23 protein-coding genes are annotated in these 25,974 nt (G+C 60.6%); 9 read left to right on the plus strand and 14 right to left on the minus strand.

The annotated features are described in order from the left end of the window. Nucleotides 1–115: 115 nt before the first annotated feature. From D0T11_RS07865 to D0T11_RS07875, 3 genes are all read left to right on the plus strand, one after another. Entirely contained in the window at nt 116–1,156 is a 1,041-nt protein-coding gene (locus D0T11_RS07865) for a sensor histidine kinase (RefSeq protein ID WP_119655231.1), read from the plus strand. A 111-nt stretch (nt 1,157–1,267) separates the two neighbouring features. Then, entirely contained in the window at nt 1,268–1,996 is a 729-nt protein-coding gene (locus D0T11_RS07870; protein ID WP_119655232.1) for a LytR/AlgR family response regulator transcription factor, read from the plus strand. 103 nt (nt 1,997–2,099) lie between these two features. Next, on the plus strand, nt 2,100–2,705 hold the full coding sequence (locus D0T11_RS07875; RefSeq protein ID WP_119655233.1) for a Uma2 family endonuclease: 606 nt from the start codon (nt 2,100–2,102) through the stop codon (nt 2,703–2,705). A 100-nt stretch (nt 2,706–2,805) separates the two neighbouring features. Here the strand turns inward: D0T11_RS07875 and pruA are convergent, their stop codons facing one another. Together pruA and D0T11_RS07885 are read right to left on the minus strand one after the other, a co-directional pair. Continuing rightward, nucleotides 2,806–4,470, minus strand: a complete 1,665-nt coding sequence (gene pruA / locus D0T11_RS07880; RefSeq protein ID WP_119655234.1) for an L-glutamate gamma-semialdehyde dehydrogenase — start codon at nt 4,468–4,470, stop codon at nt 2,806–2,808. 171 nt (nt 4,471–4,641) lie between these two features. Continuing rightward, entirely contained in the window at nt 4,642–5,319 is a 678-nt protein-coding gene (locus tag D0T11_RS07885) for an SOS response-associated peptidase (RefSeq protein WP_119655235.1), read from the minus strand. Nucleotides 5,320–5,765: 446 nt separating this feature from the next. Here D0T11_RS07885 and D0T11_RS07890 point away from each other — a divergent pair, with 446 nt between their 5' ends. Next, nucleotides 5,766–7,964: a T9SS type A sorting domain-containing protein gene (locus tag D0T11_RS07890; RefSeq protein WP_119655236.1), complete on the plus strand. Its 2,199-nt coding sequence runs from the start codon at nt 5,766–5,768 to the stop codon at nt 7,962–7,964. Between the two features lie 89 nt (nt 7,965–8,053). Here D0T11_RS07890 and D0T11_RS07895 read toward each other — a convergent pair whose 3' ends face one another. After that, the gene (locus tag D0T11_RS07895) at nt 8,054–8,605 is read right to left on the minus strand and encodes a hypothetical protein (protein WP_119655237.1); all 552 of its coding nucleotides are present in this window, start codon (nt 8,603–8,605) and stop codon (nt 8,054–8,056) included. A gap of 86 nt (nt 8,606–8,691) precedes the next feature. Here D0T11_RS07895 and D0T11_RS07900 point away from each other — a divergent pair, with 86 nt between their 5' ends. After that, on the plus strand, nt 8,692–9,150 hold the full coding sequence (locus D0T11_RS07900) for an SIMPL domain-containing protein (protein WP_119655238.1): 459 nt from the start codon (nt 8,692–8,694) through the stop codon (nt 9,148–9,150). A gap of 253 nt (nt 9,151–9,403) precedes the next feature. Here D0T11_RS07900 and D0T11_RS07905 read toward each other — a convergent pair whose 3' ends face one another. The 4 genes from D0T11_RS07905 to D0T11_RS07920 all read right to left on the minus strand — a co-directional run bounded on the left by D0T11_RS07905 (nt 9,404) and on the right by D0T11_RS07920 (nt 11,594). Further along, the gene (locus D0T11_RS07905; protein ID WP_119655273.1) at nt 9,404–10,102 is read right to left on the minus strand and encodes a YjjG family noncanonical pyrimidine nucleotidase; all 699 of its coding nucleotides are present in this window, start codon (nt 10,100–10,102) and stop codon (nt 9,404–9,406) included. A gap of 19 nt (nt 10,103–10,121) precedes the next feature. Further along, nucleotides 10,122–10,799 (minus strand): hypothetical protein, encoded by a 678-nt coding sequence (locus D0T11_RS07910; RefSeq protein ID WP_147374570.1) that lies wholly within the window; start codon nt 10,797–10,799, stop codon nt 10,122–10,124. A 1-nt stretch (nt 10,800) separates the two neighbouring features. Then, nucleotides 10,801–11,127, minus strand: a complete 327-nt coding sequence (locus tag D0T11_RS07915) for a (2Fe-2S) ferredoxin domain-containing protein (protein ID WP_147374571.1) — start codon at nt 11,125–11,127, stop codon at nt 10,801–10,803. 77 nt (nt 11,128–11,204) lie between these two features. Then, entirely contained in the window at nt 11,205–11,594 is a 390-nt protein-coding gene (locus D0T11_RS07920; protein WP_119655241.1) for an ArsR/SmtB family transcription factor, read from the minus strand. 132 nt (nt 11,595–11,726) lie between these two features. On the opposite strand from D0T11_RS07920, the gene D0T11_RS07925 reads away from it, so the two are divergent. Next, the gene (locus tag D0T11_RS07925; RefSeq protein ID WP_182888304.1) at nt 11,727–12,395 is read left to right on the plus strand and encodes a carboxypeptidase-like regulatory domain-containing protein; all 669 of its coding nucleotides are present in this window, start codon (nt 11,727–11,729) and stop codon (nt 12,393–12,395) included. 89 nt (nt 12,396–12,484) lie between these two features. Next, nucleotides 12,485–13,867 carry an NAD(P)/FAD-dependent oxidoreductase gene (locus D0T11_RS07930; protein WP_119655243.1) on the plus strand — a complete coding sequence of 461 codons (1,383 nt, stop codon included), beginning with the start codon at nt 12,485–12,487 and terminating at the stop codon, nt 13,865–13,867. A 33-nt stretch (nt 13,868–13,900) separates the two neighbouring features. Here the strand turns inward: D0T11_RS07930 and D0T11_RS07935 are convergent, their stop codons facing one another. The 3 genes from D0T11_RS07935 to D0T11_RS07945 form a co-directional block, all read right to left on the minus strand. Continuing rightward, nucleotides 13,901–14,275, minus strand: a complete 375-nt coding sequence (locus tag D0T11_RS07935; RefSeq protein WP_119655244.1) for a PH domain-containing protein — start codon at nt 14,273–14,275, stop codon at nt 13,901–13,903. A gap of 37 nt (nt 14,276–14,312) precedes the next feature. Beyond that, nucleotides 14,313–14,831 (minus strand): HEAT repeat domain-containing protein, encoded by a 519-nt coding sequence (locus tag D0T11_RS07940; protein WP_119655245.1) that lies wholly within the window; start codon nt 14,829–14,831, stop codon nt 14,313–14,315. 66 nt (nt 14,832–14,897) lie between these two features. Beyond that, on the minus strand, nt 14,898–17,261 hold the full coding sequence (locus D0T11_RS07945) for a M1 family metallopeptidase (RefSeq protein ID WP_119655246.1): 2,364 nt from the start codon (nt 17,259–17,261) through the stop codon (nt 14,898–14,900). Nucleotides 17,262–17,754: 493 nt separating this feature from the next. Here D0T11_RS07945 and D0T11_RS07950 point away from each other — a divergent pair, with 493 nt between their 5' ends. Beyond that, nucleotides 17,755–18,903 (plus strand): hypothetical protein, encoded by a 1,149-nt coding sequence (locus D0T11_RS07950; RefSeq protein WP_119655247.1) that lies wholly within the window; start codon nt 17,755–17,757, stop codon nt 18,901–18,903. Between the two features lie 96 nt (nt 18,904–18,999). Here D0T11_RS07950 and D0T11_RS07955 read toward each other — a convergent pair whose 3' ends face one another. From D0T11_RS07955 to D0T11_RS07965, 3 genes are all read right to left on the minus strand, one after another. Continuing rightward, nucleotides 19,000–19,599 (minus strand): HupE/UreJ family protein, encoded by a 600-nt coding sequence (locus tag D0T11_RS07955; protein WP_119655248.1) that lies wholly within the window; start codon nt 19,597–19,599, stop codon nt 19,000–19,002. A 355-nt stretch (nt 19,600–19,954) separates the two neighbouring features. Next, nucleotides 19,955–22,480, minus strand: coding sequence for a S9 family peptidase (locus D0T11_RS07960; protein ID WP_119655249.1), 2,526 nt, complete (start codon nt 22,478–22,480; stop codon nt 19,955–19,957). Nucleotides 22,481–23,381: 901 nt separating this feature from the next. Beyond that, complete coding sequence (locus tag D0T11_RS07965) at nt 23,382–24,095, minus strand: pirin family protein (protein ID WP_119655250.1); 714 nt, start codon at nt 24,093–24,095, stop codon at nt 23,382–23,384. A gap of 167 nt (nt 24,096–24,262) precedes the next feature. On the opposite strand from D0T11_RS07965, the gene D0T11_RS07970 reads away from it, so the two are divergent. Continuing rightward, a complete protein-coding gene (locus D0T11_RS07970) occupies nt 24,263–25,201 on the plus strand; it encodes a glutamate--tRNA ligase family protein (protein ID WP_119655251.1) in 939 nt (312 codons plus the stop codon). Between the two features lie 14 nt (nt 25,202–25,215). Here D0T11_RS07970 and nfi read toward each other — a convergent pair whose 3' ends face one another. Further along, nucleotides 25,216–25,902, minus strand: coding sequence for a deoxyribonuclease V (gene nfi / locus D0T11_RS07975; protein WP_119655252.1), 687 nt, complete (start codon nt 25,900–25,902; stop codon nt 25,216–25,218). Between the last annotated feature and the right edge of the window lie 72 nt (nt 25,903–25,974).

Genomic DNA, 25,974 nt, shown 5'->3' on the forward strand with positions numbered 1-25,974 from the left:
GCCACTGCCCGAAAAGGCAGTTTTTTGGTTTCACATCCCAAACCGGGGCAGTGGCATAAAAAAGTAGGGCCGCTGGTTGGGCCGGTGTAGTTTTAACGCTCAATCTGCTACCCGTATGGCTTCTTCCCGATTACCGAACATTCCTGCAGTTTACTGGCATCTACTGGGCTGGTTTTTCTACGGCGGCTACAATCTGCTGGGCTTGGTTATCGGCCGCAACTCGCCCACGTCCAAGGCCGTGTGGTTTAATGGGTCCATGCTGTTTATCCGCATCCTGGAGTTTTACCTGTGCTACCGCGTGGTGTATCCGCGGCTGCTGCGGCCCGGGCGGGGATGGTCGTTGGCGGGGGCGCTGCTGGGCGTGGTGGCCCTGTTTATCGGGCTGCGCGCGCTTATCGAAGAGGTTATATTCCCGGCCGTACTGGGCTTCCGCAACTACACGCCCGATACCAAGGTCTGGTATTATGTCCTCGACAATATGTATTTCGCTGTTCCTATGATAGTTATCAGCGCCGCGCTGTGGGCCGGGCGGGCCACGCTGCTGCAAGAGCGCGAAAACCGGGTGCTACGGGGCGAGAAGCGGGCCGCCGAAGTGGCTTTCCTCAAAACCCAGATCAACCCACACTTTCTCTACAACACGCTCAATATGCTCTATAGTATGGCCTACCCCGTGGCCAAGCCGCTGGCCGCCGCCATCCTCCAACTGGCTGACCTGATGCGCTACATGCTCCGCGACACGCCGGACGGCCAGGTGCTGCTAACCGAGGAAATCGATTACCTGCGCAACTACCTCGACCTGTACCGCCTGCGCTTCGCCGACCAGTTTTTCGTGGATTTCCAACTCGCCGGCGACCCCGCTGGCCACCGCATCGCGCCGCTGCTGCTCATCCCGTTCGTAGAAAATGCCCTCAAACACGGTACCCTCGACGACCCCGCCCATCCCGTCCGCATCAACCTGGCCCTGAGCCCCGGCGAGGTGCGGTTTGAAGTTCGTAATCAGCCCCTCGACCCCACCGACCACAAGGATGCTACTACCGGTGTGGGCCTGCCCAACCTGCGCCGGCGGCTGGCACTGCTCTACCCCGGCCGCCACACCCTGCGCGTGGAAACAGGCGAGCAGGAACAATTCGTTACTTCCCTGCAACTTGCCGGCTAAGTGCGGCGGAAGCCAGAAACTAGTTCCCCTCCTTGGAAAGGAACTAGTTTCTGGCTTCCGCCTTAGATTACCTGCCCCCCCCCCCCCCTTTTTTTTCACGCACTGCTCCCTATGATTCGTTGCCTGGTTGTTGATGATGAAGCGCCGGCCCTGGCTATTCTGGCCGATTACATCAGCCAGGTGCCCTTCCTGACGCTGGTGGGCACCACCACCAAGCCCATCGAGGCCCTCACGCTGGTGCAGCAGGGCGGGGTGGATCTGGTGTTTCTCGACATCCAGATGCCCCGCCTGACGGGCCTGCAATTCCTCAAGCTCGCGGGCAACAAGTGCCGCGTCATCCTCACCACGGCCTACCCCGAGTACGCCCTCGAAGGCTACGAAAACGACGTGGTCGACTACCTGCTCAAGCCCGTGTCGTTCGAGCGGTTCTTCAAGGCGGCCCAAAAGGCGCTGGCCCTGCTGCCCGGCCCGGTGGCCGCCGTGCTCCTGCCGCCGCCCGCCGCCCCGGTGCTGCCCGCGCCCGCGCCGGCCGACCACATGTTCGTGAAGGGCGAAAGCAAGAACAAGTTTCTGCGGGTCGAGTATGCCGATATCCTCTACATTGAGGGCCTGAGCAACTACGTGGCCATCCAGCTGCCCGAACTGCGGCTGGTGACCTACCACACGCTCAAGGACCTGACCGAAACCCTGCCTCAGCCGCCGTTTCTGCGGGTGCACAAGTCCTACATCGTGTCGCTGAGCAAAATCCGGATGGTCGACGGCAACACCATTTACATCGGCGAGAAGGAAATTCCGGTCAGCGAAACCTACCGCGAGCAACTGTACCAGCTGATTCGGTGAGCCGGGCAAAGGGTGCACAAAAGGTCGCTTCGTGGCCAGCCACACAGGCGAAAGGGGGCGGAAGGGAAAGGCGTATCTTTGGAATAAACCAAGCATTGCTTCAATGGCTCAGCCCCAAACTGTCGCGCCCGCCCGCTATACGGTCGAAGAATATCTGGCGCTGGAAGAAACCGCCGACCAGCGCCACGAATACTTTGAGGGCGAAGTGTACGCCATGTCGGGCGCATCGGCCACGCACCACACCATCCGCCAGAACTGCGTTATCAGTTTGCGGGCGGGGCTGCGCGGGCGGGGCTGCAAGGTGTATGACGAGGGAATGAAGCTGGCCGTGCAGGAAGGCCGGTACTACACGTATCCAGATGTGCTCGTGACCGGCCATGCTGATGATGTGGACGAGCCCTTTGTCGTGCGCCACCCGGTGCTCCTCATCGAAATCCTGTCGCCTTCCACCGCCGACCGCGACCGGAGCTGGAAATTCAACCAGTACAAGCAACTGCCCTCGTTGCAACACTACGTGCTCATCACGCAGCACACTTGTCTAGTGGAGTGGTTCCGGCGGGAGGAAAGCGGCGTGTGGTCCTTCACGCCGCTGGCGGAGCTGACCGACGTGCTGGAAATTCCCGAGCTGGGCCTGACGATGCAGGTGGCGGACATCTACGACGAACTGGACATCACGCCTATGCAGGCGCAGCCACCTGCGGCACAGTAAGCTGTTGCTCAGATAAGCGAACGTAGGATTGAAAGCAAAACGACCGCCCCAAATAGGGCGGCCGTTTTCAATTCAGGCTGAGAAGAAGCAACGCTTCGTTCTAAATGCCTTTGTCGCGGTTTAAATCCTCGGCCGGGGCGGCTCCCAGGAAGGGGTAGCGGTAGTCCACCACGGGCACGAAGGTTTCCTTGATGGTGCGCGGCGACACCCAGCGGAGCAGGTTCAGGATAGAACCGGCCTTGTCGTTGGTGCCGGAAGCGCGGGCGCCGCCGAAAGGCTGTTGGCCCACGACTGCGCCGGTAGGCTTGTCGTTGATGTAGAAGTTGCCAGCGGCCTGCACCAGCTTGCGCGTGGCCAGGTCGATGGCGTAACGGTCCTGGGAGAAAACAGCGCCGGTGAGGGCGTAGGGCGAAGTCTGGTCGACTACCTCCAGGGTTTCCTCGAACTTGTCGGCCTCGTACACATATACCGTTACTACCGGTCCGAACAGCTCCTCGCACATCGTCACGTACTTGGGGTCCTTGGTCACGATGACGGTGGGCTCGATGAAGTAGCCCTTCGACTTGTCGTAGCCGCCGCCGGCAATGATTTCTACACTGCTGTCGGCCTTAGCGGCGTCGAGATACTTGGCCAGCTTATCGAACGACTTCTCGTCGATAACGGCATTGATGAAGTTGGAAAGGTCCTCCACGTCGCCCATTTTGAATGAGGCGAGATCTTCCTTCACGTAGCCGAGGATTTCGTCGGCCAGGTTCGAGGGCAGGTACACCCGCGAAGCCGCCGAGCACTTCTGGCCCTGGTATTCAAACGCACCGCGCGAAATTCCCACGGCCACCGCCTTCGCTTTGGCCGATTTGTGGGCCACAATGAAGTCCTTGCCGCCGGTTTCACCCACAATGCGCGGGTAGGTCTTGTACTTGCTGATGTTCTCGCCAATCGTTTTCCAGATGTGCTGGAACACGCCGGTCGAGCCCGTGAAGTGGATGCCGGCGAAGTCGGGGTGCTGGAAAATGACGTTGCCGGCCGTCGGGCCGTCCACGTACACTAAGTTGATGACGCCATCGGGCACGCCAGCCTCCTTGAACAGCTCCATCAGCACCTGGGCCGAGTAAATCTGGGTGTCGGCGGGCTTCCAGACGATTACGTTGCCGAGCATGGCCGCCGAAGTGGGCAGGTTGCCAGCAATGGCCGTGAAGTTGAAGGGCGTGAGGGCGAAGATGAAGCCCTCCAAAGGGCGGTGTTCCAGGCGGTTCCACATGCCGGGCGATGAGGCGGGCTGCTGCTTGTACAGCTCGCTCATGTAGTGCACATTGAAGCGCAGGAAGTCAATAAACTCGCAGGCAGCGTCAATTTCGGCCTGGAAAGCGTTTTTGCTCTGGCCCAGCATGGTGGCCGCATTGAGGCGGGCGCGGTAGGGGCCGGCCAGCAAATCGGCGGCTTTCAGGAAAATGGCGGCGCGTTGCTCCCAGGGCAGCTCGGCCCACTCGGTGCGGGCGGCCAGGGCGGCATCAATGGCCTGCTGCACGTGCGAGGCGTCGCCGCGGTGGAAGTGGCCCAGCGTGTGCTTATGGTCGTGGGGCGGGCTCATGCGCACAAGTTTGCCCGTGCGTACTTCCTGGCCGCCAATGTGCATGGCAATGTCGCGCTCCTGCTGCTTGAACTCCTTGAGCGTCTTGAGCAACTCAATCCGCTCGGGCGAATCGGGTGCGTAACCCTTTACGGGCTCGTTAATCGGCAGCGGAACGTTGAAAAAGGCGTTGGCCATAGAACGAAGAGGTTTTGAGTGGTGGGGTGGAAGGCTAGACTACAAAGGTAGGGCTTCAAGGTTAGTGCGTAAACCGTCTGTCATCCTGAGCGGAGCGAAGGACCTTATCCCATTAAATGCAAAGTGGGACAAGATCCTTCGCTCCGCTCAGAATGACAGATGGTTTCAGGCTCAACTTGCCGGCTCCAGCACCGCCGGCTCGTTGTGGGCCGGCGAATTTACCAGCTTACTGATAACGTACTCGCGCATCAATTCGGCGGGGTAGGGGCGGAGTAGGGCTTGGTGGTCGGCGGCCGAAACGGCGTCGCTCAGCCAGCTTTGCTCAGCTTCGGGCCCTTCCAGTAGCACGGGCATCCGGTGGTGCAGCGGGGCCATCAGGGCGTTAGGTTCGGTGGTGACGATGGTGAACGTGGGCAGGATTTCGCCGGTGGCGCGGTCGAGCCACTCGTCCCAGAGGCCGGCGAAGGCGTAGGGTTGCCCCGAGGTGAGCAGGATACGGTGGGGCGTTTTGGGCGGCAGGCCGTGGGCTTCCTTCTGCTGCCACTCATAAAAGCTGTCGGCCAGTACCAGGCAGCGGCGGCGTTGGAGTAGCTGCCGGAACGAGGGTTTCTCGGCCAGCGTTTCGGCTCGGGCGTTGATGGGCTGGGGGCCGCTGCTGCGGTCCTTCACCCAGGCCGGCACCAAGCCCCACTGCATGAGCCGCACCTGCTGGGGGGCGGCGTTGGTAATCACGGGCAGGTGTTGGGAGGGCGCGGCGTTGTAGGTCGGGGCGAAATCGGCAGTGAAATCGGCCCCGAACCGTTCTTTTACCAGGCCCGGCGAGGAAATGAGGGAGTAACGGCCGCACATAATGGAAGGAGGGTAAAACGTGAGGCGTTGTTTTACGCGCCAAGGCGGAAGGGTGTTATCAGTTGCCAGGGCGGAGTTGCCAGGCAGTTCAACTGACCAATCCGCCCTGGCAACTGACCACTGCTTGGGCAAAGGGCCGGAGTTACGGAGGGAACAGGAAAACCAGGGGGGCAATAGGGAAGAACGCTCTGAGGCGGAGCTCCGCTACGCGGGTGCTCGGGTAACTCAGCGCGAAAGGGCGGCTTTCCCAAACGTGTAAGGCCTGTTGCATGACCAGTTGCGAGGGGGTGATACTGCGAATTCGCTGATTGGTGTAATAAAAATAGGGGCGTGATACTCGCTACCTACTTTTCGAGCCGAAAGCCGATCAAGCCAGTCTGCTCTGGGCTGGTATTTCGGGTGGCTCAGTCACTTCCATCTTATCATACTTACTTCCTCTCACCTCCATGAAAAAAAAACTATTCCTGATGACGTTTCTCGGTCTGTGGTTCAGCCAACGACCCGCGTTTGCCCACAAAGAGTGGGTCCATCAGTACATGGTGCAACAGTCGTATCTGTATTTAGAGCAGCAGATCGGTCCTGTTCCGGCCCTGCGCGACGCTATTGGGCTTAACTTCCGCGGCCGGGGCCTCGACAGCCGCCCCTTCAACAACAGCTATCCTATCGGTATCGGGGCCTGGCGCGAAGACTCCGAGGACCCGGTGTATGGCTACGGAGGCACCAGAGGCTTCACGCCGTCCATTACCCACTTCTGGGACGCTGACAACCCCAATGAGAACTATGAGTCGACGCCGCTGAACATTGGCTACACGTCGAAAGCGCCCAATGCCTGGGAGAAAGCCCGCGTGTACCTGTTTTGCCAGGACCGCAATGGGGCGCACGACGTTACCATTCCCTTTGTGATGCCCGGCGAGGCCTCCGTGCGCAATTACATCATCACCTATACGTCGTTGCCCGAGCTCTACAAAGGAAATTATTTCCTGGAAGGCATCAGCAATGCCGACGGTAGTGGCCGCGTCAATTACTACCTGCCGCAGTTCAACCCCGGCTTTGGCCAGCCCGTGGCGTTGCAGTTGCTGGGCCGGGTGGCTCACCTGCTGGGCGACATGAGCGTGCCGGCCCACACCCATTCGCACCTGCATCCGTGCCCCGCCAACCGGCCTGACCATTACGAGCAGGACATGGGCAACACCTACTACTCGAACAACAACCTGGGGAAGTGCGAGGACGACCCCGGCGGGGCCTATCCGGCCCAGAGCTGGACGGCGGCCACGGCGGCCCAGCAGGGAGGCCTGCTGACTGATATTCATTGTCTGCCCAGCGCCCGCGACAAGGCCAAGTACCTGTTTTATACGATGAACCAGCTGGCAGACTTTTTCCCTAGCGGCGTGAACTACGGCGATATGGGAACCTTCAACCGTGGAGGCGACCAGTCTTTCATGCGGGGTGACAACGATTTGTCGCAGGGTTCAAACCCGTACATTACGGGCATGTACAGCTCCTACGGCTGGGTTCCCCCCACGAGCATCAACACCACCCAGATTGCCAACGTGACCTTCAACTTCAGCATCCGGGCCGTTGCCACGCTGTTTCAGTGGTTTGCATTTGAGGCCGGCATCACCCGGGACCTGAAAAATCAGCAGATTGCCAACTACTCGGGGTCGGATATGATTTGCACCAACGCTTTCTTTGATGTGAACAGTGCCCCATCCGGGACGGATGTTCAATGGACGGCAGAACCTGCTCATCTGGTTACAACCAGCACGTTTACCGGCCCAATGAACCGCCCGGTTCTGAATCTGACGGCCAACGGCGGGGCGCAGGGCCTGGTAACCGTAAAGGCCTCCTACACCAGCAACGACGGCTGCTATTCCGGGCCGGTTGCCCTGCAACGGCAGGTATGGGTGGGAGCACCGAATATGGTGCTGAAAAAAGCCCCGGCTACCGAACTCATATGCCCCGGCATAACGGCCTATTTCGAAGCCGGCGTAGCGCGGCCCAGTCTGGAAGGCCCCATCACCTACCAATGGAGCTGCTCGTTGCCGGGCAGTAGTACCGGCACCAGCGCGACGTACAGCGTTATTGCGCCCAACCGCTACGACGTGCCGGTATCGGTGTCCTGTACCATGACCAATGCCTGCGGATTGTCGTCGACCCTAAACCTGTATTACACCACCGCCAATCCCAATGGCAGCTACTTTACTTCCACTAAACAAAAGGGAGATAAGCTGCGCGTTCCCTGCGATAATACCAATCCGGGGGGCGTTTACAACTCCGGGGGCTACTACAGAACAACGGATACGACCAACAAGCCGGATGGGAATAATAGCGCCCTCGACGCCAGCAACTCGCCGCAGATGGCCATCGGGAACGAGAAAGATGAGGTGTCGGTTTTCCCCAACCCCAGCAACATGGGCTTTGAGTTAGTGGTGCCGCCCGCCGCCTTGTTCGCCAAAGGCCCGAACGGCAAGCTACTGACCCTCCATTACACGCTACGCGACAACCTGGGCCGCGTCATGAAGGAAGGAACCAGCAGCAACACCAGCATCCAGATTGACACGCGTGCCCTGACGGCGGGGATATATTCGCTCTCCTGCTCGCTCAACGGCAAAACGTTCCATAAGCGGGTGCAGGTTCTGCACTAGCCCAACGGGTTGCTGAAATCAGAAAAGCCAATCTGCGCGAGCGGGTTGGCTTTCCTGATTTCAGGGGCCGGGAACGAGTTGAGCGCCACCTACGAGAGCCGCGCCAGCAGCTCCCGCACCTGCCGCTCCAGGTCGGGGAGGGAGCCGGAGTTGTGCAGCACGGCGTCGAAGTGGGGATAAGCGTCGAGGGCCGTCTCGCTGGGATGGTCGTCGTCGCGGGTGCCGTCGCCGCGCTGGCCGAGCGGGTCGCCCTCCACGCGCAGCATCAGGCCGCTGCGGCTCCGGATGAGGTCGGCCTCGTTGGGGAAGCGTACGTCGGGAATGAGCGTGTGCTGGTCGGTGGGCAGTTGCGAGAAGAAAGCCTGCACCCAGATGGCGGGCTCCCAGTGGCGCAGGGCCAGGCCCACCTGCTGGAGCATTTCGCCCCGGGTGCGCCCGAACGTGGGCAGCAGCTCGGCCTTGCCGGCCTGCGAAAAATAAGGGGCCGTGCCCTCACCGGCCAGCGCCGCGCACACGGCCTTGATGGGTTCGCCCACCGAGCGGATATGCCACCGGCGTTCCGGCTGGAGCTGTTGCAGCAACCGGGCAACGGTGTCTTTGCCGCTGCCCCGGCGGCCCGAAAATCCAATCAGTCGAATCATCGGGCAAAGGTATACTACCAGATGTTTTGGCTACGTTAACAGCGGCCGACGGTCTTCTCGGTATCTCCCCCTTATTCCTTCCTTGTATGCGATTCCCTCTCTGGCTGGGTGCCTTACTGCTGGCAAGCTGCGCCGTGCCTTCCTCACTGGTGCCCAACGACCAGCAGCCCCACCTGAAAGTGGCGGGCCTGGGGGGAGTTACTTCCTACCCCAACCAAGCCGAAATAACGGTCGAAGTCTCGTTTACCAAGCCCCGGCTCAAGGAATCGGTGGTCGAAGTGCAGACCGTTATCGGCGACGTAATGACCGCCATTCGGCCGTTTGTACGCACCGATCAGGACATTCGCACCAGCTTCGGTTCCACCAACAAAGAGTACCCCTACCGCAACGAGAAGGAAGTTTTTGCGGGCTATCAGGCCACCCAGTCGCTCACGGTAAAGCTCCAGGACCTGACGCGGCTCGAAGAATTTATCGAGAAGCTCCTGGGCACCCGCGTCAGCCGAATCCAGCCCAGGCCGACAGCCTTCAGCAACAAGCTAACCTGATTGCGCTGCGCAACTCACTCAGGGCAGCCGACAAACTCTGCGCCGAGCTAGGGCAAAAGCGCGGCCGGGTATTAGCCGTAACCGAGGAGGGAGGAAGCCAGCGGTCGGAATCAGGCTGGGGCGGCAACGTGAATATGGAAGTGTACAGCAAAAGCATGGGGGGCCACAGCTTCCGCCTCACCCCCGACCTGATGACGTTCAGCGGCCAGGTGCACACCACCGTGGCGCTGGAGTCTGGAGTAAGGAACAAGAGTTACAAGAATGCTTTCAACTCGCTCAGGCAGCTGATTTCGTAGGTTACCTCGTTGAAGTGGCGGCGCTTTTCGGGGTTGAAGTATACCTGATCGAGGCCGGCATTGTAAGCCCCGAGCACGTCGCACTCCAGGTTGTCGCCCACCATCAGGCTCTCGGCGGCCCGAGCCCCGGTGCGTTCCAGCGCGTGCCGGAAAATGCGGGTGTCGGGCTTGAGGTGGCCGCAACACTCGGAGGTCACGATTTCCTGGAAGTAGTCGGTCAGGTTGGAGGCCCGGAGCTTGAGGTGCTGAATGTCGCGGAAGCCGTTGGTAATCAGGTGCAGCTGGTAACCCTTGGCGCGCAGGTAGTCGAGTACCTCGTGGGTGTAGGGGAACACGGCCGTTTTGTGGGGCAGCAGATCGGTAAACTCGTCCGAGAGGGTGGGCGGCGAATCAGCCTCCGTGAGGCCCAGCTTCAGGAAGGTGCGCGGGAAGCGGGTGGCGCGCAGCTGCTGCTGCCCGATTTTGCCGTTCTGGTAGAGCCGCCACAACCCGTGGTTGATATCGGAATAGACCCGGATAAACTCCTCCACCGAAAACGCGCCGTAGCGGCTCAAATCGTGCTGGTCGAACAGGTGGCGCAGGGTTTCGTCGGCGTTGGTTTCGAAATCCCAGAGCGTATGGTCGAGGTCGAAGAAGAGGTGGCGGTAGGTTTTCATTTGGCGCATGTCAGGAAAATCAGGCGAACAGTTTCACTTTAAAAGGTAACCAGGTAGCAGGTTCGTCGGCCACTTTATCCGTGTGAGGAGCCGCACGCTGGCAGTCGGCTTCGTTGGTGAATAACCCGTAGTCATTCAATCCGATGCCAAATAAAGTGCGATATTCTTCTTCCAGAATGTGGTAGGAAGAAGGCTCATAACTACCGTCATCAAATAGGCCCAGCAAGTCAAAACCAATTGTCTGACCGGCTTCAGGCTCGGGGACTTGCTGTTGCAGGAGGGTCGCCAGATTCGGCCAGTTAGGGGCAGAATGTTGTTCAACTTCAGCGGTAGCAGCTGACAAGTGCGATTCATGTAGAAAAATGCCTAACAGCTTCACTTGAGGTAGATCAACTAAAAACTGCTCCTGAAACGTAAGGGCATCTTTTCGCTCGAAGAAAAACCCTGGCGCGCCATATTTATTCTGTTCGAACAGTGCTGTTGTACTGGCATGCAACCTGCCTAATGCTGGCTCGACAAGCGGAAAGTTTTTGGGAACCTGCCGTTTGCTGTACTGCCAACTAAATCCCCAATTGCCGGGATACAGTTGGCTAATGAATGTGCTTACCGACCATACCCGGCTAGTGTAAGTATGCCCATTGACCGTGCCACGCTCGTGCTTGGGAATAACCAGATAGTAACCAGCTGTATAGTACATGTTAATCAATGCGCAGTCTTTCCACAACCCGGCCCTCGCCCAGATGTTCGTGTACGATTTCGGCCGCGTCGCGGGGGCGCACGTTGCCGTAGGCCGTCCCGTGGGGATAGATGAGCAGGGCGGCCCCGGGGCCTTTTTTGCACTGCTTACACAGGTCGAGGCAGCTACAGGTCTGAATGCGCACTTTGCGCTTTTCACCGCCCAGCAGCAGCTTTTTCAGGCCCTGCTTCTTTACTTCTATTTTCAGGGCCCGGGCTACGTCGCGGCCCACTTCATCCTTCTGAGCGGCACACACGAACAGGCGCGTCATGTTCTCTACTGACTTCACGCTATCAACTAATCAGAGCTAAAAAAAGGAAACCAGCGGCCAGCTGAATCAACGGACTCACGATGAATCAACGCCAATCAATGATTCCCGTGCCAGCGGCGGTTCTGGAGCTTATACGCGGCCAGCTCCCGGTTCGACCAGAGCGTCTGGTAGATTTTCTGGTCTTGCGTGAGTTGGGGGTCGCGCTCCATGTAGCCCAGCAACTGGTGCACAAAGTCCTGGGCTTCATCCTTGATGAAGTAGAACACCCAATTGTCGAGGCGGCGGAAGTTGACGAGGCCCGCGTTTTTCAGGTACGTTAGTTGCCGGGAGGTTTTGGTCTGGGTGAAATCCAGAATCTGCTCCAGGTCGGAGATGCACATTTCCTGATTGCGCCACAGCAAATGCAGGATGCGCACCCGGCTCTCGTCGCCGAGGGCTTTGAATAATTGCTGGCCGAATGCAACGGTAAAGTGTTTGAGACGCATCTTTAGGCAAAAGCAGATAAGAGAGCCCGAAATGGGGTGGTGGGCCTCCAATTTAGGGGAAACCCGGCAGCGGCCCCCGAAAGTGCCGTATCTTTGTCGTCTGTAATGGCTTGTATGTTCTCCGTGGCTCGAATGCGTATTTCTTTTTTACCTGCTTTACTGCTCCTGCTGGTGGCGCTGCTGCTGCCCGGCCGGAGCCGGGCGCAGGGTCAGCGCCCGGTGGTGCAGTTCACGGGCATCGTGGCCTCCGGCGACTCGCTGCTGGGCGTGCCCGGGGCGGCCATCTTCGTGCCTAAAGCTGGTCGGGGCACTACCACCAACGAGTACGGCTACTTCTCACTGCCCGTGCTGACCGGCGACAGTATCATCATCCGCAGCCTGGGCTACCGTAACCAGTACGTCATCATTCCCGAGGCCTACCCGCGCCAGAGCTACTCCGTGATTGTGCAGCTTAAGGAAGACGCCACCATCCTGCCCGAAGTGCGCATTTTCCCCTACGCCACCGAGCGGGCGTTCAAGGAAGCCTTCCTGGCCATGAAAGTGCCTTCGGAAAAGGACCGCACCCCCGCCGACAAGCTCAACGAGCAGGTCATGCGCCGCATGTTCAACAACCTGCCCGTCACCAGCATGGGCAACTACCGCCAGACCCTGCAAAACCAGCAGTACGACCAGCAGCGGCGCATGGGCTTCGGGGCCACCCCGGCCACCAACAACCCCCTGCTTAACCCCTTCAGCTGGCTCCAGCTCATCAAGCAGGTGAAAGACGGCGAGTTTAAGAAGAAAGAAGGCGTGGATTACTGAGGGGCTGAAAAAAGAACTGCTCAACCCCAACCTTTCAACCATTCGCCGCTATATGCAGTACAGCTACTGTTTGACCTGCTGATTTTGCTATGGACACCAACCTGCCGCGTACCTCCCAGCCCCGTATCGTAATTATTGGCTGCGGCTTTGCCGGGCTGCGGCTGGCTAAAGATCTGGCCGACGCCCCCGTTCAGGTGGTGGTTATCGACCGCAACAACTACCACAACTTCCAGCCCCTGCTGTATCAGGTGGCTACCGGGGCCCTGGAAGCCGACAGCATTGCCTACCCGATTCGTAAGATTTTCGCGGGCCAGCCGAACTTCTTTTACCGCATGGCCGACGTGCAGCGGGTGGATGCCGGGCGCAATACGCTCGTTACCAACATCGGCGAAATCGGCTACGACCACCTCGTGCTGGCTACCGGCTCGCTCACCAACTTCTTCGGCCTCGACAGCATTGAGCAGAACGCCATGCAGATCAAGAGCATCCCCAATGCTCTGAACCTGCGCAGCTACCTGTTCCAGAATTTCGAGAAGGCCCTGCTCACCGACGACCCCGCCCAGCGCCAGGCCCTGCTGAACGTGGTGGTGGTGGGTGGTGGCCCCACGGGCGTGGAAATCTGCGGTTCGCTGGCCGAAATGCGCAAGGACGTGCTGCCCCAGGATTACCCCGAACTGGACCTGAAGCAGATGGAAATCTACCTCATCGAGTCGGGCGCAGAGGTGCTGGGGCCGATGAGTAAGGACTCGCAGGTACAGGCCAAAAAGTACCTGGAGGACATGGGAATCCACCTGCGCCTCAACACCCACGCCCAGCGTTTCGAGGCCGGTAAGCTCTACTACTCCGAAACCGAGTTTATCCGCACCGAAAACCTGATTTGGGCCGCTGGCGTGAACGGGGCGGCCGTCGAAGGGCTGCCCGAAACGGTGGTGGCCCGCAACAAGCGCATCAACGTGGACACCCAGAATCGGGTGCTGGGCCTGGCCAACGTGTACGCCATCGGCGACGTGGCCAACCTGGCCACCGACGAAATGCCCCGCGGCTACCCCATGCTGGCCCCCGTGGCCATTCAGCAGGCCGAGCAGCTGGCCGATAACTTCCGGCACCTGCTGCGGGGCGAGCCGCTCAAGCCGTTCAAGTACGTCAACAAGGGCAGTATGGCCATCGTGGGCCGCAACCGCGCCGTGGTAGATTTGCCCGGCAACACGCAGTTCGGGGGCTTCTTCGGCTGGCTCACCTGGCTGTTCGTGCACCTGATGACGCTGGTGGGCTTCCGCAACAAGGTTGTCACGCTCATCAGCTGGGGCATCAGCTACTTCAGCTCCGACAAAGCCCTGCGCCTCATCATCCGGCCCTATAAGCGCTACGATTTCAAGGAGGACAAAGGCTTGGCTACGGCGATGCACAACGCCGCCACGCCCGAGTATCATCCGCCCGTACCCGCTCCCAACGCGGCCGTGGTGGGCGGGTAGCCCGGGGGCGTTGGGGGCGAGCGGCCATCCTGTTTACAGCGTGAACTCGCTCAGCGTCCGGCTCACGTCGTAGATGTTTTTATCGACCCGGAAAGTTTTGGTGATGGGCTCATTCATGCCGCGTACCCAGATTTTGAGCTCCGCATCAAGGTCGAAGTGGCCGGTGGTTTCGGTGGAGTAGCGTTCGATGTTGCGGTAGGGTACGCTCAGATACTCCCGCTTCTTGCCCGTCACGCCCTGCTTGTCAATCAGAATCAGGCGCTTGGTGGTGAACACGAGCAGGTCGCGGATGATGGAGAAGGCCTTGCGCACCTCCTCACCGGGGGCCAGCAGCTGGCTCAGCTCCAGCTGAATGGCTTGGGCATCAGTTTCTGATGCGTTGCCGAGAATACCGTCGAAAAGTCCCATAGTAGATGGATAGGATGGTGGAAAAGAAGTTGAAAAGCTACAACTCTTCCACCAGTTCCCCGATGTTTTCCAGACCCAACTCTAGCAACGAGGTGCTCGGCGCCAGCTGCGCCACGGCCCATTGCTGCTCAATGAAAGCCACATCTTCGATGGAATATTCGAAATCCTGGTCCTCAATGGCCATCAGCGCCATCAGCGCCATCAGCTGCGCTTCGTAGCCCTGTTGAAAGACCATCTGGAAGAGCTCTTTCAATAAGTGCCGACAAGCAAACTGCGTGAGGGCATACACCATCGTGCCGTTGTAGCCGCGGGTTTCCGGCCGCTGAATGGCTTGCAAAAGCGGCGCCACGGCGCGCTCATCGCCCAGGTACGCCAAGCCCATAGCAGCCCGGTTGCGCCACCCGCGCTCCGCTGTTTCCAGCAGGCCCAGGTAAAACTGCGCTACCTCCTCAGTGCCAATAGCAGTTAGCACCTCGAAGGCTTCGTAAGCCGCCTCCGGATCGGGGCCGAGGGCCTGGTGCTTGAGTGCTTCCAGGCTGGAAGATGAGTGGGGCATAGCTATAAAAAAAAGCAGCCGGACCCACCGGGTTCGGCTGCTCTAAAACTACGGAAAAACGGCCGGTTACTTCGTGCCGCCCGTGGAGGTGGGCGTGGTCAGCGGCTTCTGCTCCTTCTGTTGCAGGGCCGACTGCTGCTGCATGGGGTTGGGCTGCTGGCGCTGCTGGTACTCGTACAGCTCGAAGCGCGAGGGCGCGGCCTGCTGAGGCCAGGCGTTGTTGCTCAGGTCGGTGTCGGCGGTCTGCTGGTAGGGGTCGAGCACGAAGCTGACCACCGGCTTTTCGGTGATGAACACCTTGGTCACCTCGGCGTTGTTCTTACGCCAGATTTCAGCCGGGATGTTCATGATTTCCTGCTGGCCGTCGGCATAAGTCATCTGCACGATGACGGGCATCGTGAGGCCACCCAGGTTTTTGAGGCTCACCTCGTAGAAGTTCAGGCCCCCGTTCAGGCGCTGCTGCTGCTCGGCACTCAGGCCCTTCACCAGTTGCTGGTAGCGCTGCTGGTCGGCGGGCGTGGTCGCCAGCGGGTCGTACTGGTTGTAGAAGTCCTTGAGCTGGGGTTTCTGGTCTACCAGGGGCTGCGGAATGGCTGCCACGTTGCGCTGCTGCGAAATGGTTTTGGGCGTTTTGCTGGTCAGCTCGCGCTGGCGGGCGTTTTCGATGTCGGGGTTCTTCGAGTCGACGCGGTACTGCTTGACGCCGGCAATGGCCAGGTCGGTGTACTCCACGGAGTAGAACCAGCCGCGCCAGAACCAGTCCAGGTCCACGCCCGAGGCGTCTTCCATGGTGCGGAAGAAGTCGGCGGGGGTGGGGTGCTTGTAGGCCCAGCGGCGGGCGTACTCCTTGAAGGCGTAGTCGAACAGCTCGCGGCCCATAATCGTCTCGCGCAGCATGTTGAGGCCGATGGCGGGCTTGGCGTAGGCGTTGTTGCCGAATTGGAGCACCGACTCCGAATTGGTCATGATCGGGGTCTGCAACGATTTATCGGTGCGCATATAAGCCACGATCTGGGCCGGGTCGCCGCGGCGGGAGGGGTAGTCCCGCTCCCATTCCTGCTCCGTGAGGTACTGCACAAACGAGTTCAGGCCCTCATCCATCCACGACCACTGCCGCTCGTCGGAGTTGATAATCATGGGGAAGAAGTTGTGGCCCACCTCGTGGATAATCACCGAAATCATCCCGTATTTGCGCTCCGCCGAGTAGGTGCCGTCCTTTTCGGGGCGGCCGCCATTAAAGCTCAGCATCGGGTACTCCATGCCGCCCACCGGCCCGTGCACCGAAATGGCCACCGGGTAGGCGTAAGGAATGGTGTACTTGGAGTAGGTTTTGATGGTGTGGGCAATGACTTCGGTGGAGTACTTGCCCCAGAGCGGGTTGCCCTCCTTGGGGTAGTAGCTCATGCACAGCACCGGCACGCCGTCCTGCTTCACGCCCATGGCATCCCAGATGAACTTGCGCGAGGAAGCCCAGGCGAAGTCACGCACATTTTTGGCGGCGTAGGTCCAGGTTTTGGTGCCCTTGGCGCGGCTCTGCTCGGCCTTCTCCGCCTCCTGGGGCGACACAATCAGGACCGGGCTGCTGGCCCCCACGGCCTGCGACAGGCGCTGGCGCTGGCTGCTGCTGAGCACGTCGTTGGGGTTCTGGAGTACGCCCGTCGCGCCCACCACATGGTCGGCGGGGGCCGTGATGCTCACCCGGTAGTCGCCGAAGGGCAGAGCGAACTCGCCGTTGCCCAGAAACTGTTTGTGCTGCCAGCCCTGGTTGTCGGAGTACACGGCCATGCGCGGGTAGAACTGGGCAATTTCGTAGAGGTAGTTTTTATCCTCGGGGAAATACTCGTAGCCGCTGCGCTGGTTGATTTTCGTCTGGTCGTTGATATTATAGCGCCAGCCGATGCTGAACGTAACGCTTTGCTTGGGCTTGAGGGGCGTGGGCAGGTCCACCCGCATCATGGTGTTGTTGATGACGTAGGGCAGGCCCCGGCCGCCTTTCAGCTTCACCTCCGAAATCACGAAGCCCCCGTCGAACCCGCCGCGCTGAAGGTAGTCCATGGCCTGAAAGGGCATCCGGGGTTGAATTTCGCCTACCTGGGTAGCGGCAGCAATGGATGTCTTGTCGAGGATGTTCTGGTCGAGCTGCACCCAGAGGTAGGTTAGCACATCGGGCGAGAGGTTGGTGTAGGTGATGTCCTCGTCGCCGCTGATGGCCTGCTTCTCGTCGTCGAGGCGCACGCGGATGTTGTAGTCGGCCCGCTGCTGCCAGTAGTCGGTACCGGGGGCGCCGGAAGCCGTGCGGTAGCTGTTGGGCGTGGGCAGCAGGGTTTCGAGCTGGGCAAATTTATCGGTACCGGAGTTGGTGCTTTGGGCGGCTACGGGCAGGGTCAGCAGCGCCACCAGCCCGGCGGCCAGCAGAGTAGGTTTGAGCATAGGATGTGAAAGGGGAGCGAAAGAGAGCAGTAAAGGCCTGAATAAGAAAGCGAAAGGCTGCTAATCCAGCTTCGCGTGCGACGAAAGACGAAGCCACTGATTATGGGTTGCACCAGATACAGGCCCGGCAGTTGATTGACCCCATCGGGAGCCAATGCTCTCACAAGATACAGGCCGGCCATACACATCCGCGTGCTTTGATGTTTATGGCCGGGTAAAGCAACGGTTCGCGGAGCGGAGAAAGTGCCGTTTGGTACTGGTAAAGAGGGAGTTGGTGTACTATTTTTCGACGTAGCTACCCGCGCTGGTAGGTTTGTTCTATCCAAGCAGCAAAAGGGTGTCTGCCCAGCTCCGGGTAGCCGGATGCCGGTGCCGGAAGCAGCCGGAACTAACTAAAACAGGGTGCCGTCCGACGCGCAGACTCCTCTTTGTGCTGTGCGGGTAGTGTGCTGTTCTTCTTCCTTTCCCCTCCACTCACTTTTATCTTTTTTTTATGAACAAGAAACGTGTTGCGCAGCTGGCTTGCCTCGCTGCTATCGGGCTCAGCCTGGCCGCCTGCGAACAGCAGGATGTAAGCCCCGCCAAGGCTTCAATTGCTGCTTCCTCCGTAAATGGAGAAGCAGAAACTACTTCCACGGAAGATCGGAACCAACTGGCGCGGCTATTGGCCGTTGAGCTGGGCAGCAACGAAAAGCTGCGCGACTTTCTGCGCGAAGAAGCGCTCAGCCAGTTCGACGGCGACTACGATGTGCTGTATCAGCGGGTAGCAGACAGGAGGATTGGGGACGAAACGCTGGAGGATATCTTCACCCGGCAGTTCGTGCGCCAGGCGGAGAACAGAGGCCAAAGCGTTTCCGGGGACGAAGCGCGCAGCTGGGTACAGCGCACTATTGCCGGCATTCCGCTGTGCCAGTTCTCGGTGCCGGTGAACTGCGAAAAATGGGAGAATTCTTACGCTCCCTTGGTCATTGCACTGCCCACCGATTTCGACGACATGAAGGTGGAGTCTATTCTGAGCTTCAACCAGGATGGCAAGGAAGAAGTACTCGATGGCGCCGTGGAACCCGAGCAGCCAGTAGTGGTAATTGGCAGCAATGAGCGGGTGAATGAAAAGGGCGAGGTAGAAGCTGGCTATACCACGGCTAACCGCAACAACGGCGCAATGGAACGGCTGGAGCGGTATAAAATACGGGACATCAACGCTATTGAGCATTGGCTGCTCGGCGGCCCTGAGCTACAGATGCAGTACTGGGTTGCGCCCATGCCCAATTACAGCACATACCCATATCAGCCGGCTTCGCCCCCGTATCAGCTGGGAACCTGGTCGCAGAACCCTAGTCGTAACTCGGTGAAGAACGGGCAGTGGATTAACTCGCAGAGCCTGCTTTACTACTGGTACCTGAATTCCTACGGCCAAACGTTCCGTGACATCTGGGTAGAGCGGGACGCTGGACCTAACATTCGCCTGAACCTCTCGGTAACGTTGCCGAAAGGAGTGGTGATAACGTTCAACCCGACCATTGGCTCTAATGATGAGCGGATGGGCGAGCAATTCGTGAACTACAATGACCCACATTGGCCCCAGAACCAGCAGAATGCTTACGGACCAGGAGAAGTTTACTATTTCCGGGGCAGCTATTAGTGCGCCCGGTAAAGCGTAACGGCCTCTTGTAAGAAGTAAGAGCGGGCGGGTAAAGGTGTTACAACCTAACTCGCCCGCTTTTTGGCTGCCCGTAGTTCAAGGTAGCGTTTGGCCGGCCAGCAGCACCGCCGCAATGCCCAGGGCCGCGCCGCTGGTTACCAGCAGCCAGTCGCGGCGGGCCACGTGCAGGCCCCGCAGCAGCAGCCAGCCCAACCCCAGAATCAGGCCCACAATCAGCAGCTGGCCCAGCTCCACGCCCACGTTGAAGCTGAGCAGCTCCAGCACCGGCCGGCTCTGGTGGCCCAGCAGCCCGCGCAGATAGCTGGAAAAGCCCAAACCGTGGATCAGCCCGAAAACAGCAGCCAACAAGTTGGGCAAGGTCAGCACGAGGGGCGGGGCCACGTTGGAGGCCGGGCTGCGGCCAGCCCGGAGCAGGTTCAGCAGGCTGGTCAGCAGAATGGTCACCGGAATCAGCACCTCAACCAGGCGGGGCGAATACGGTACCACTTCCAGCGTGGCCAGGGCCAGCGTAGCGGAGTGGCCCAGGGTGAAGCTCGTCACCAGGGCCACCACCCGCCGCCAGTCCGTCCATGCATAAGGCGCGCACAGGGCCAGCAGAAACACCAGGTGGTCGTAGGCGCGCAGGTTGAAGATGTGGTGGAAGCCGAGTTGGAGGTAGGTACTGAAAACGGACATGGAAACGGCAGCAAAGGGCGGGCAAGGTAGATCAGCACTTCCGCACAACGGCTGAAGCAGTGCGCTACAAGTCGCCGGCCTGCTTTGGCAGAAGTCGGATAAAGGTCTGAATCTTCGCTTGAAGTGCCCGAGCCAGCACCGAAAAACGGCCAGCGGCCGCAGCAGGGAGGGGGGCAGTCCTATCGATCTACATGCCAGCGGAACCGGCCACCGCTGCGGCGCCCCAGGAACCGGCTGGTTGGGCAACGCCCGAAAAAAAGTTTCTCCCCCGCAGCCACCAGTTCGCTGGTGGCTGCGGGGGAGAAACGCTCTGTCAGACGATATATCCCGTAGTCGGCGTGAGGCCGGGATGGGGCTAGTTGTTCTGGGAAGTGCCGGGTAAGCTGGCCGGAACGGCAACGGGCGTGGCTACGGGCAGGCCCACTTGCTCCGGAGCGGCCGGAGCCGGTGCTGCGGCCGGCCCGGAAGCGGCGGCCCCCGGCTGCTTCACGTAGGTAGTGAGCCAGGTATTCATCTCCCACAGCATGTGCATGATGGACTCGCGGGCCTGGTAGCCGTGCGATTCGGCGGGCAGCGTTACGTACCGGACGGTGGCTCCGTTGCCCTTCAGGGCCTCGTAAAACCGCTCGCTCTGCATCGGAAACGTACCCGAGTTGTTGTCGGCTTCTCCATGAATGAGCAGCAGGGGCGTGGTAATGGCCGGGGCGAAGTTGAACGGCGACATGGCGCTGTACACTTCCGGAGCCTGCCAGTAGGTGCGCTCCTCGCCCTGAAAGCCGAAGGGTGTGAGGCTGCGGTTGTAGGCCCCGCTGCGGGCAATGCCTGCCTTGAAAAGTTTAGTGTGCGCCAGCAGGTTGGCCGTCATAAATGCGCCGTAGCTGTGGCCCATTACGGCCACCCGGGCCGTATCCACCACTCCCAGCCGGCGCCCTTCCTCGAGGGCGGCTTTGGCGGAGGCGGTGAGCTGCTCCACGTACGTGTCGTTGGGCTGCTGATTGCCTTCGCCCACGATGGGTATGCTCGTGCCCTGAAGCACGGCGTAGCCCTGCGTGACCCAGTAGATGGGCGAACCCCAGCTCAGGCGCGGAAACGAGTAGGGGGAGCCTTTTACCTGGCCCGCGTCCTTCTTGTCCTTGAACTCCACCGGGTAGGCTTCCATCAGGGTCGGCAGGGGGCCAGTTTCTTTTTTGTAGTTGGCCGGCAGGTAGAGGTTGGCCGTCAGTTCCACACCATCGGCCCGTTTGTAGCGGAGCACTTGCTTCTGGAAGGTGCCCAGGCCCGCGTACGGGTTGGACATTCTGCTGAGGGCCGTGATTTTGGGATTGGAACCCCGTCGCGAAAAGTAGTTGGGTGCTTCGGTGGGAGACTCGCGGCGGGTAACGAACAGGTTCTTGCCGACATCCAGGATGGCCACGGGCATTTCGTAGTACGGCGCTTCGGAACGCCACCAGCGCAGGCTCTTCTTGGTGCGCACGTTCAGCTCATCCACGAACGGCCGGTCACCTTCGGGGGAGGCCCCGTTGCCGATCAGGTAGATAGCGTCGCCGCTGGCGTTGGTCAGCAGTACCGGGCGGCCCTGGGCGTTGCGCTGCTCCACGGGCTTGCCCGGGTGGGTGTACGTGTCCTGGGTGGAGTGCTCGAAGAGCGGCAGCAAGGACGTTTTGGTTGCCAGGTCCAGGGTCCAGGTGGTTTCCTTGCGGTCGGCCCAGCGGTACCCTTCCACCAGGGCCAGCTTATTGCTCGACCAGTGAATGGTGCGGAAGCGCAGGGGCAGGGCAGCCAATTCCTGGGGCTTTTCGTCGAAGGGGGCGGGCAGCGCGAAGAGCTTGTCGCGCACGGTGGCTTCGGAGCGGGGGTCGCCGCCGTCCTGGGCTTCCACCCAAAACAGGGTGGACGGGGCATCCTCGCGCCAGCTGAACTCGCGGGGGCCACCGGGTACGGCATCGAAATTGGTGGGCACCTGGTCGGCCAGGGGCGAATCGGCCACTTCTTTCACTACCAATCCTTCCAGGTTCAGAATCTGGGTGCGTACCGGAAACCGGCTCACGGGCAGCGAATAGGAGTAGGGGCGGTGGCGGGTGCGCACCAGCACGTACTGCCCGTTGGGCGAAGGGGTCGCCTGCTGGATCACGCCTGGCTGCCCCAGCGGCGCCATCCGGCCATCAAGGCCTACTTTCACCACCTGCGTGAGGGTATAATAATCGAACAGGTGCTCGTCAATGGGCGTTTTCAACAGGTCCTGGTAAGTGCGGGCGGGGGCCGCCTTGCCCACGTTCTGCTGCACACTCGGGCCGGTAGGGGCTTCGTCGGGCTTGGGGGCCGCCCCGCGCCCCCCCACTACGGCGCGGGCAATGATGGTTTTGTTGTCCGATACCCACTCGTAGGGCATCCCGAACACGTCGTTCAGAAACAGGTTGGGCACCAGCCGCGCCGAGGCCGAGGGAACATCCACGATCCACAACTCCACATGGGTGTTGGAGGTGTGCGTGAAGGCCAGCTTGGAGTTGTCCGGCGACCATTGCACGTTGCTGATGCGGGGGTTGGCGGGCAGGCCCTGCACCAGCAGTTCCTTGCCGTTGGGCAGTTGCCGCAGGCGCAGCGCCGAAATGTAGGTGACGCGGCTGGGGCCGTTGGTGGTGGGGTTGATGCGCAGACCGGCCAGCCGTAGCTCGGGTTGGCTCAATTCCGAAATGGAGGGCATCTCGCGCACGTCCATCTGCAACATCCAGTCCCCGTCCGAGGAGAAGCTGACGCGGGGTAATGCGGGTGCGTCGGCCAGAGCCACCAGAGCCCGGGGAGGAAGCTGATAAGGAAGATCCTGCGCTACCGTCAGGCGAACCAAGCCAGCGCACAGGGCGAGCGTGAGACAACGTATTTTCATAGAAAAAGGGTATTCGGTAGAAAATCAACCACAAAAGTCGAAACAATCCGGCAAAAACACTACTGTTTGGGTCAACTTATTCATCCATAGCCTCCTATCATACAGGAAGCAGCGTGAATCCGGAGGACGAAAAAGCGCGTTAGGCCCAGGGTGTTTGTTTTAATTTATGAGAATAATCATATTAATACTCCGAATCAGTAAGGAAGCGAAATGTCCATCAGCAGATGTCGGGTGGTCGGCTCATGCTGGATGGCCAGAGTAGCAAAAACCCGCCAACGCACGCCTTGCCGGGTATCCGGTGCACCCACCCGGGCCGCTACTCCGTCTTCCGGTATCAACACGAACCCACACTTATTCAACGGCTTCAGTGGGACGCAACCCGTCCGCCCCGGAAATGGCCAGGCCGGAGCAACTCGTGGTGAGTACGGCGGCGATGGGTCAGTGGCGGCGCATCGCCGTAACCCGGATTTGCCGGAAACCTACTGCTTCACTGCCGGTATCCTGTTGCTCCTGCCGTCGGCCCTAGATTACCATCGTCTGCCCCTGGTCAGTGCCCAACCCTTACTTCGCGGGGTACTCCCGGATCGGAGTCAGTGAGCGGAGATTATAGCGCCAGGGACGCTCATTCGTGGCCCTGGCAGGGAGGCGGCCTCGAAAATCCGCTCCAGCGCTCCGGGAGTCACGGGGCGCTGGTCGGAGGTAATCCAGCACGGCCGGACGACGAAGGGCACGGGAAAAGCAGCACGGGTAGGTTTCATAACCCGCTGATTTGTATTGGGTAGGATGCTTTCACGGACAATTCGCTAACCTTGCTGAAGCAAGGCGTCGCAGGGCAAGCAACTACTCCACTCTGCCCTGAACCGGGCTGTGCTGGTAAGGTAGCCGTTGTAACTGGCCGGGGCTAGAACTGCATCGGTACTTCCATGAGCAGCAGGCGGGTAGCGGCGGTGGCCTGCACGGTGAACTGGTCGGTTTCCCAGATGCCCAGGCCGTCGCGGCGGTCCAGGGGCTGGCCGGCCACGGTGGCCTGGCCCTCGAGCACGAACACGAACACGCCGTTGCCGGCCTTCTTTAGCTCGTACTGCGCAGCGTGGCCGGCATCGAAATCGGCCAGGTGAAACCAGGCATCCTGCTGAATCCAGACGCCTGCATCGGTGGGCGAGGGCGAGAGTACCTGCTGAAACTGGTTGTGCCGGTCTTCAGCCCGGAAGCTCTGCTGGTCGTAGCGGGGCGTTACGCTGCGCTTATTCGGGATAATCCAGATTTGCAGGAACTTCACCTGCTCGGAGCTGCTATGGTTTTTCTCGCTGTGCGCGATGCCCGTGCCGGCGCTCATCATCTGCACGTCGCCGCTGCGGATGAGGCCGTGGTTGCCGGCGTTATCCTGGTGCTCCAGCGTGCCGCTGAGCGGGATGCTGATGATTTCCATGTTGTCGTGCGGGTGGGTGCCGAAGCCCATGCCCCCGGCCACGGTATCGTCATTGAGCACCCGCAAAGCCCCGAAGTGCATGCGGGCCGGGTTGTGGTAGCCGGCGAAGCTGAAGCTGTGGTGAGAGTTGAGCCAACCGTGGTTGGCGTGGCCCCGGGAGTCGGCAGTATGAAGAACGGTCTGCATGGCGGAAGAAATTTAGTGATTGGTACGACAAATATATGTACATACATCAATCGGTGCAAAAAGATTCTTTCAATACCAGGCTTCGGCCGTTGTGGCCGGGACCAAGTGCCTGGTCGGGCTAATCTGGCCGGCCGCCGTAATTTGCCCTCTCAGCCTCGCCCGATGCCATGATGCTTTTATCCACTACTCCCGTCGTTGCGCGGCTTGCGCCCACGCCCAGCGGGTTTCTGCACCTGGGCAACGCGGTCAACTTCACGCTTACCTGGTTGCACACGCGCCGGGCGGGCGGCACGCTGCACCTGCGCATCGACGATCTGGACCGCGCCCGGTTTCGGCTCGCTTACCTGACCAATATCTTCCAGACCCTCGACTGGCTGGGCCTCGATTACGACCACGGCCCCGCCGGCCCCGATGATTTTGAGCGGCACTTCTCCCAGCAACACCGCCTGCCTGAGTACGAAACCGTTTTGCAAGCCGCCCGCGCCGCCTACCCCGGCCGACTCTATGCCTGCCGCTGCTCCCGCGCCGCGCTGGCCCGCGCCGACCGGCCTGATGGCTGCTACCCCGGTACCTGCCGGGCGCTGGCGCTGCCCCTCGAAACGCTCGATACCGCCTGGCGTGCCCGCGTGCCCCCGGCCGCCGCCGTCAGGTTTCCCGACCTGGCCCAGGGTTCTCAAACCATAGCGCTGGCCCGGGAGTTGGGCGACTTCGTGGTGCGCAAAAAGGACGGCACGCCCGCCTACCAGGTAGCTTCGGTGCTCGACGACGGGCGGCTGGGCGTCAACTTCATCGTCCGGGGGCTGGACTTGCTGCCCAGCACAGCGGCCCAGCTCTGGCTGGCCGAGATGCTGCCCGGCCAGGCTGGCTTCGCCCAAACCCAATTTCTGCACCACGGCCTGTTGCTCGACGAAGCCGGTCAAAAGCTCTCCAAATCAACCCAAACCGGCCAGCAACGCGGTATCCTGGCCGAAGCCGGTACGCCCCAGGTCGTGTACCGCGCCGTGGCCCGGCTGCTGAGCCTGCCGCCGGAAGCAGGCGAGTCGTTGTCTGAGCTGTTAGCTGTTAGCCGACCGCTTTCGTTCAGTCAGCTAACAGCTAACAGCTAACAGCTAACAGCGCCCTACTTCAGCTCCTTTTTGAACTCCTCGGCCCAGTGGTCGGCGAGGCGGGTGGGCTCGGGGAGCTTGTAGCCGCGCAGGCAGGCCAGGGTGAGGCGGGTGGCGGTGGCCTGGTCGCAGCGGTGGCCGGGGCTCACAAACAGCGGCTTCACCTTGTCTTTGCTGCGGATAACCTGGCCCAGCCGCTCGCCGTTTTTGTCGGTGAGCGGCGTGATACTGCCTTTGGTGAGGGCGGGCTCCTCGTAAACGCCCGTGAGACGCTCCTTGGCTACCCCGAACGTGGGCACATCGAGCTCAACGCCCAGATGAGCGGCAATGCCCATGCGGCGCGGGTGGGCAATGCCGTGGCCGTCGACCATGATGATGTCGGGCTGGCGGCGCAGCTTGGCGTAGGCGTGCAGCAGGTTGGGCGCTTCGCGGAACGAGAGCAGCCCCGGAATGTAGGGCAGCGGCACAGGCCCAACGTGGTAGACCTTCTCAATAAAGCCCAGCGAGGGCAGCTCCAACACGATAAACACTGAGAGCACCGTATCGGGCGTGGGAAACGAGGAGTCGCAGCCGGCAATGTAGCGCAGCTCGCTGCTGGGCGGCTCCAGTCGAACCTGGGTGCGCAGTTGGTCTTGCAGTTGGGTGAACTCGCGCACCAGCTGCGGGTCGGGCGCGGGGCCGGGAGGGCGGAAGTAAGCCATAGGAGGGAGGTGCCGGGGTGAACCGGGTGTACTGCCAGCGCGGGTGCGGGGTTGCTGATAACCCGCCGCCGC

The sequence above is a fragment of the Hymenobacter rubripertinctus genome (assembly GCF_003583925.1).
In the GTDB taxonomy this organism is placed as follows: domain Bacteria; phylum Bacteroidota; class Bacteroidia; order Cytophagales; family Hymenobacteraceae; genus Hymenobacter; species Hymenobacter rubripertinctus.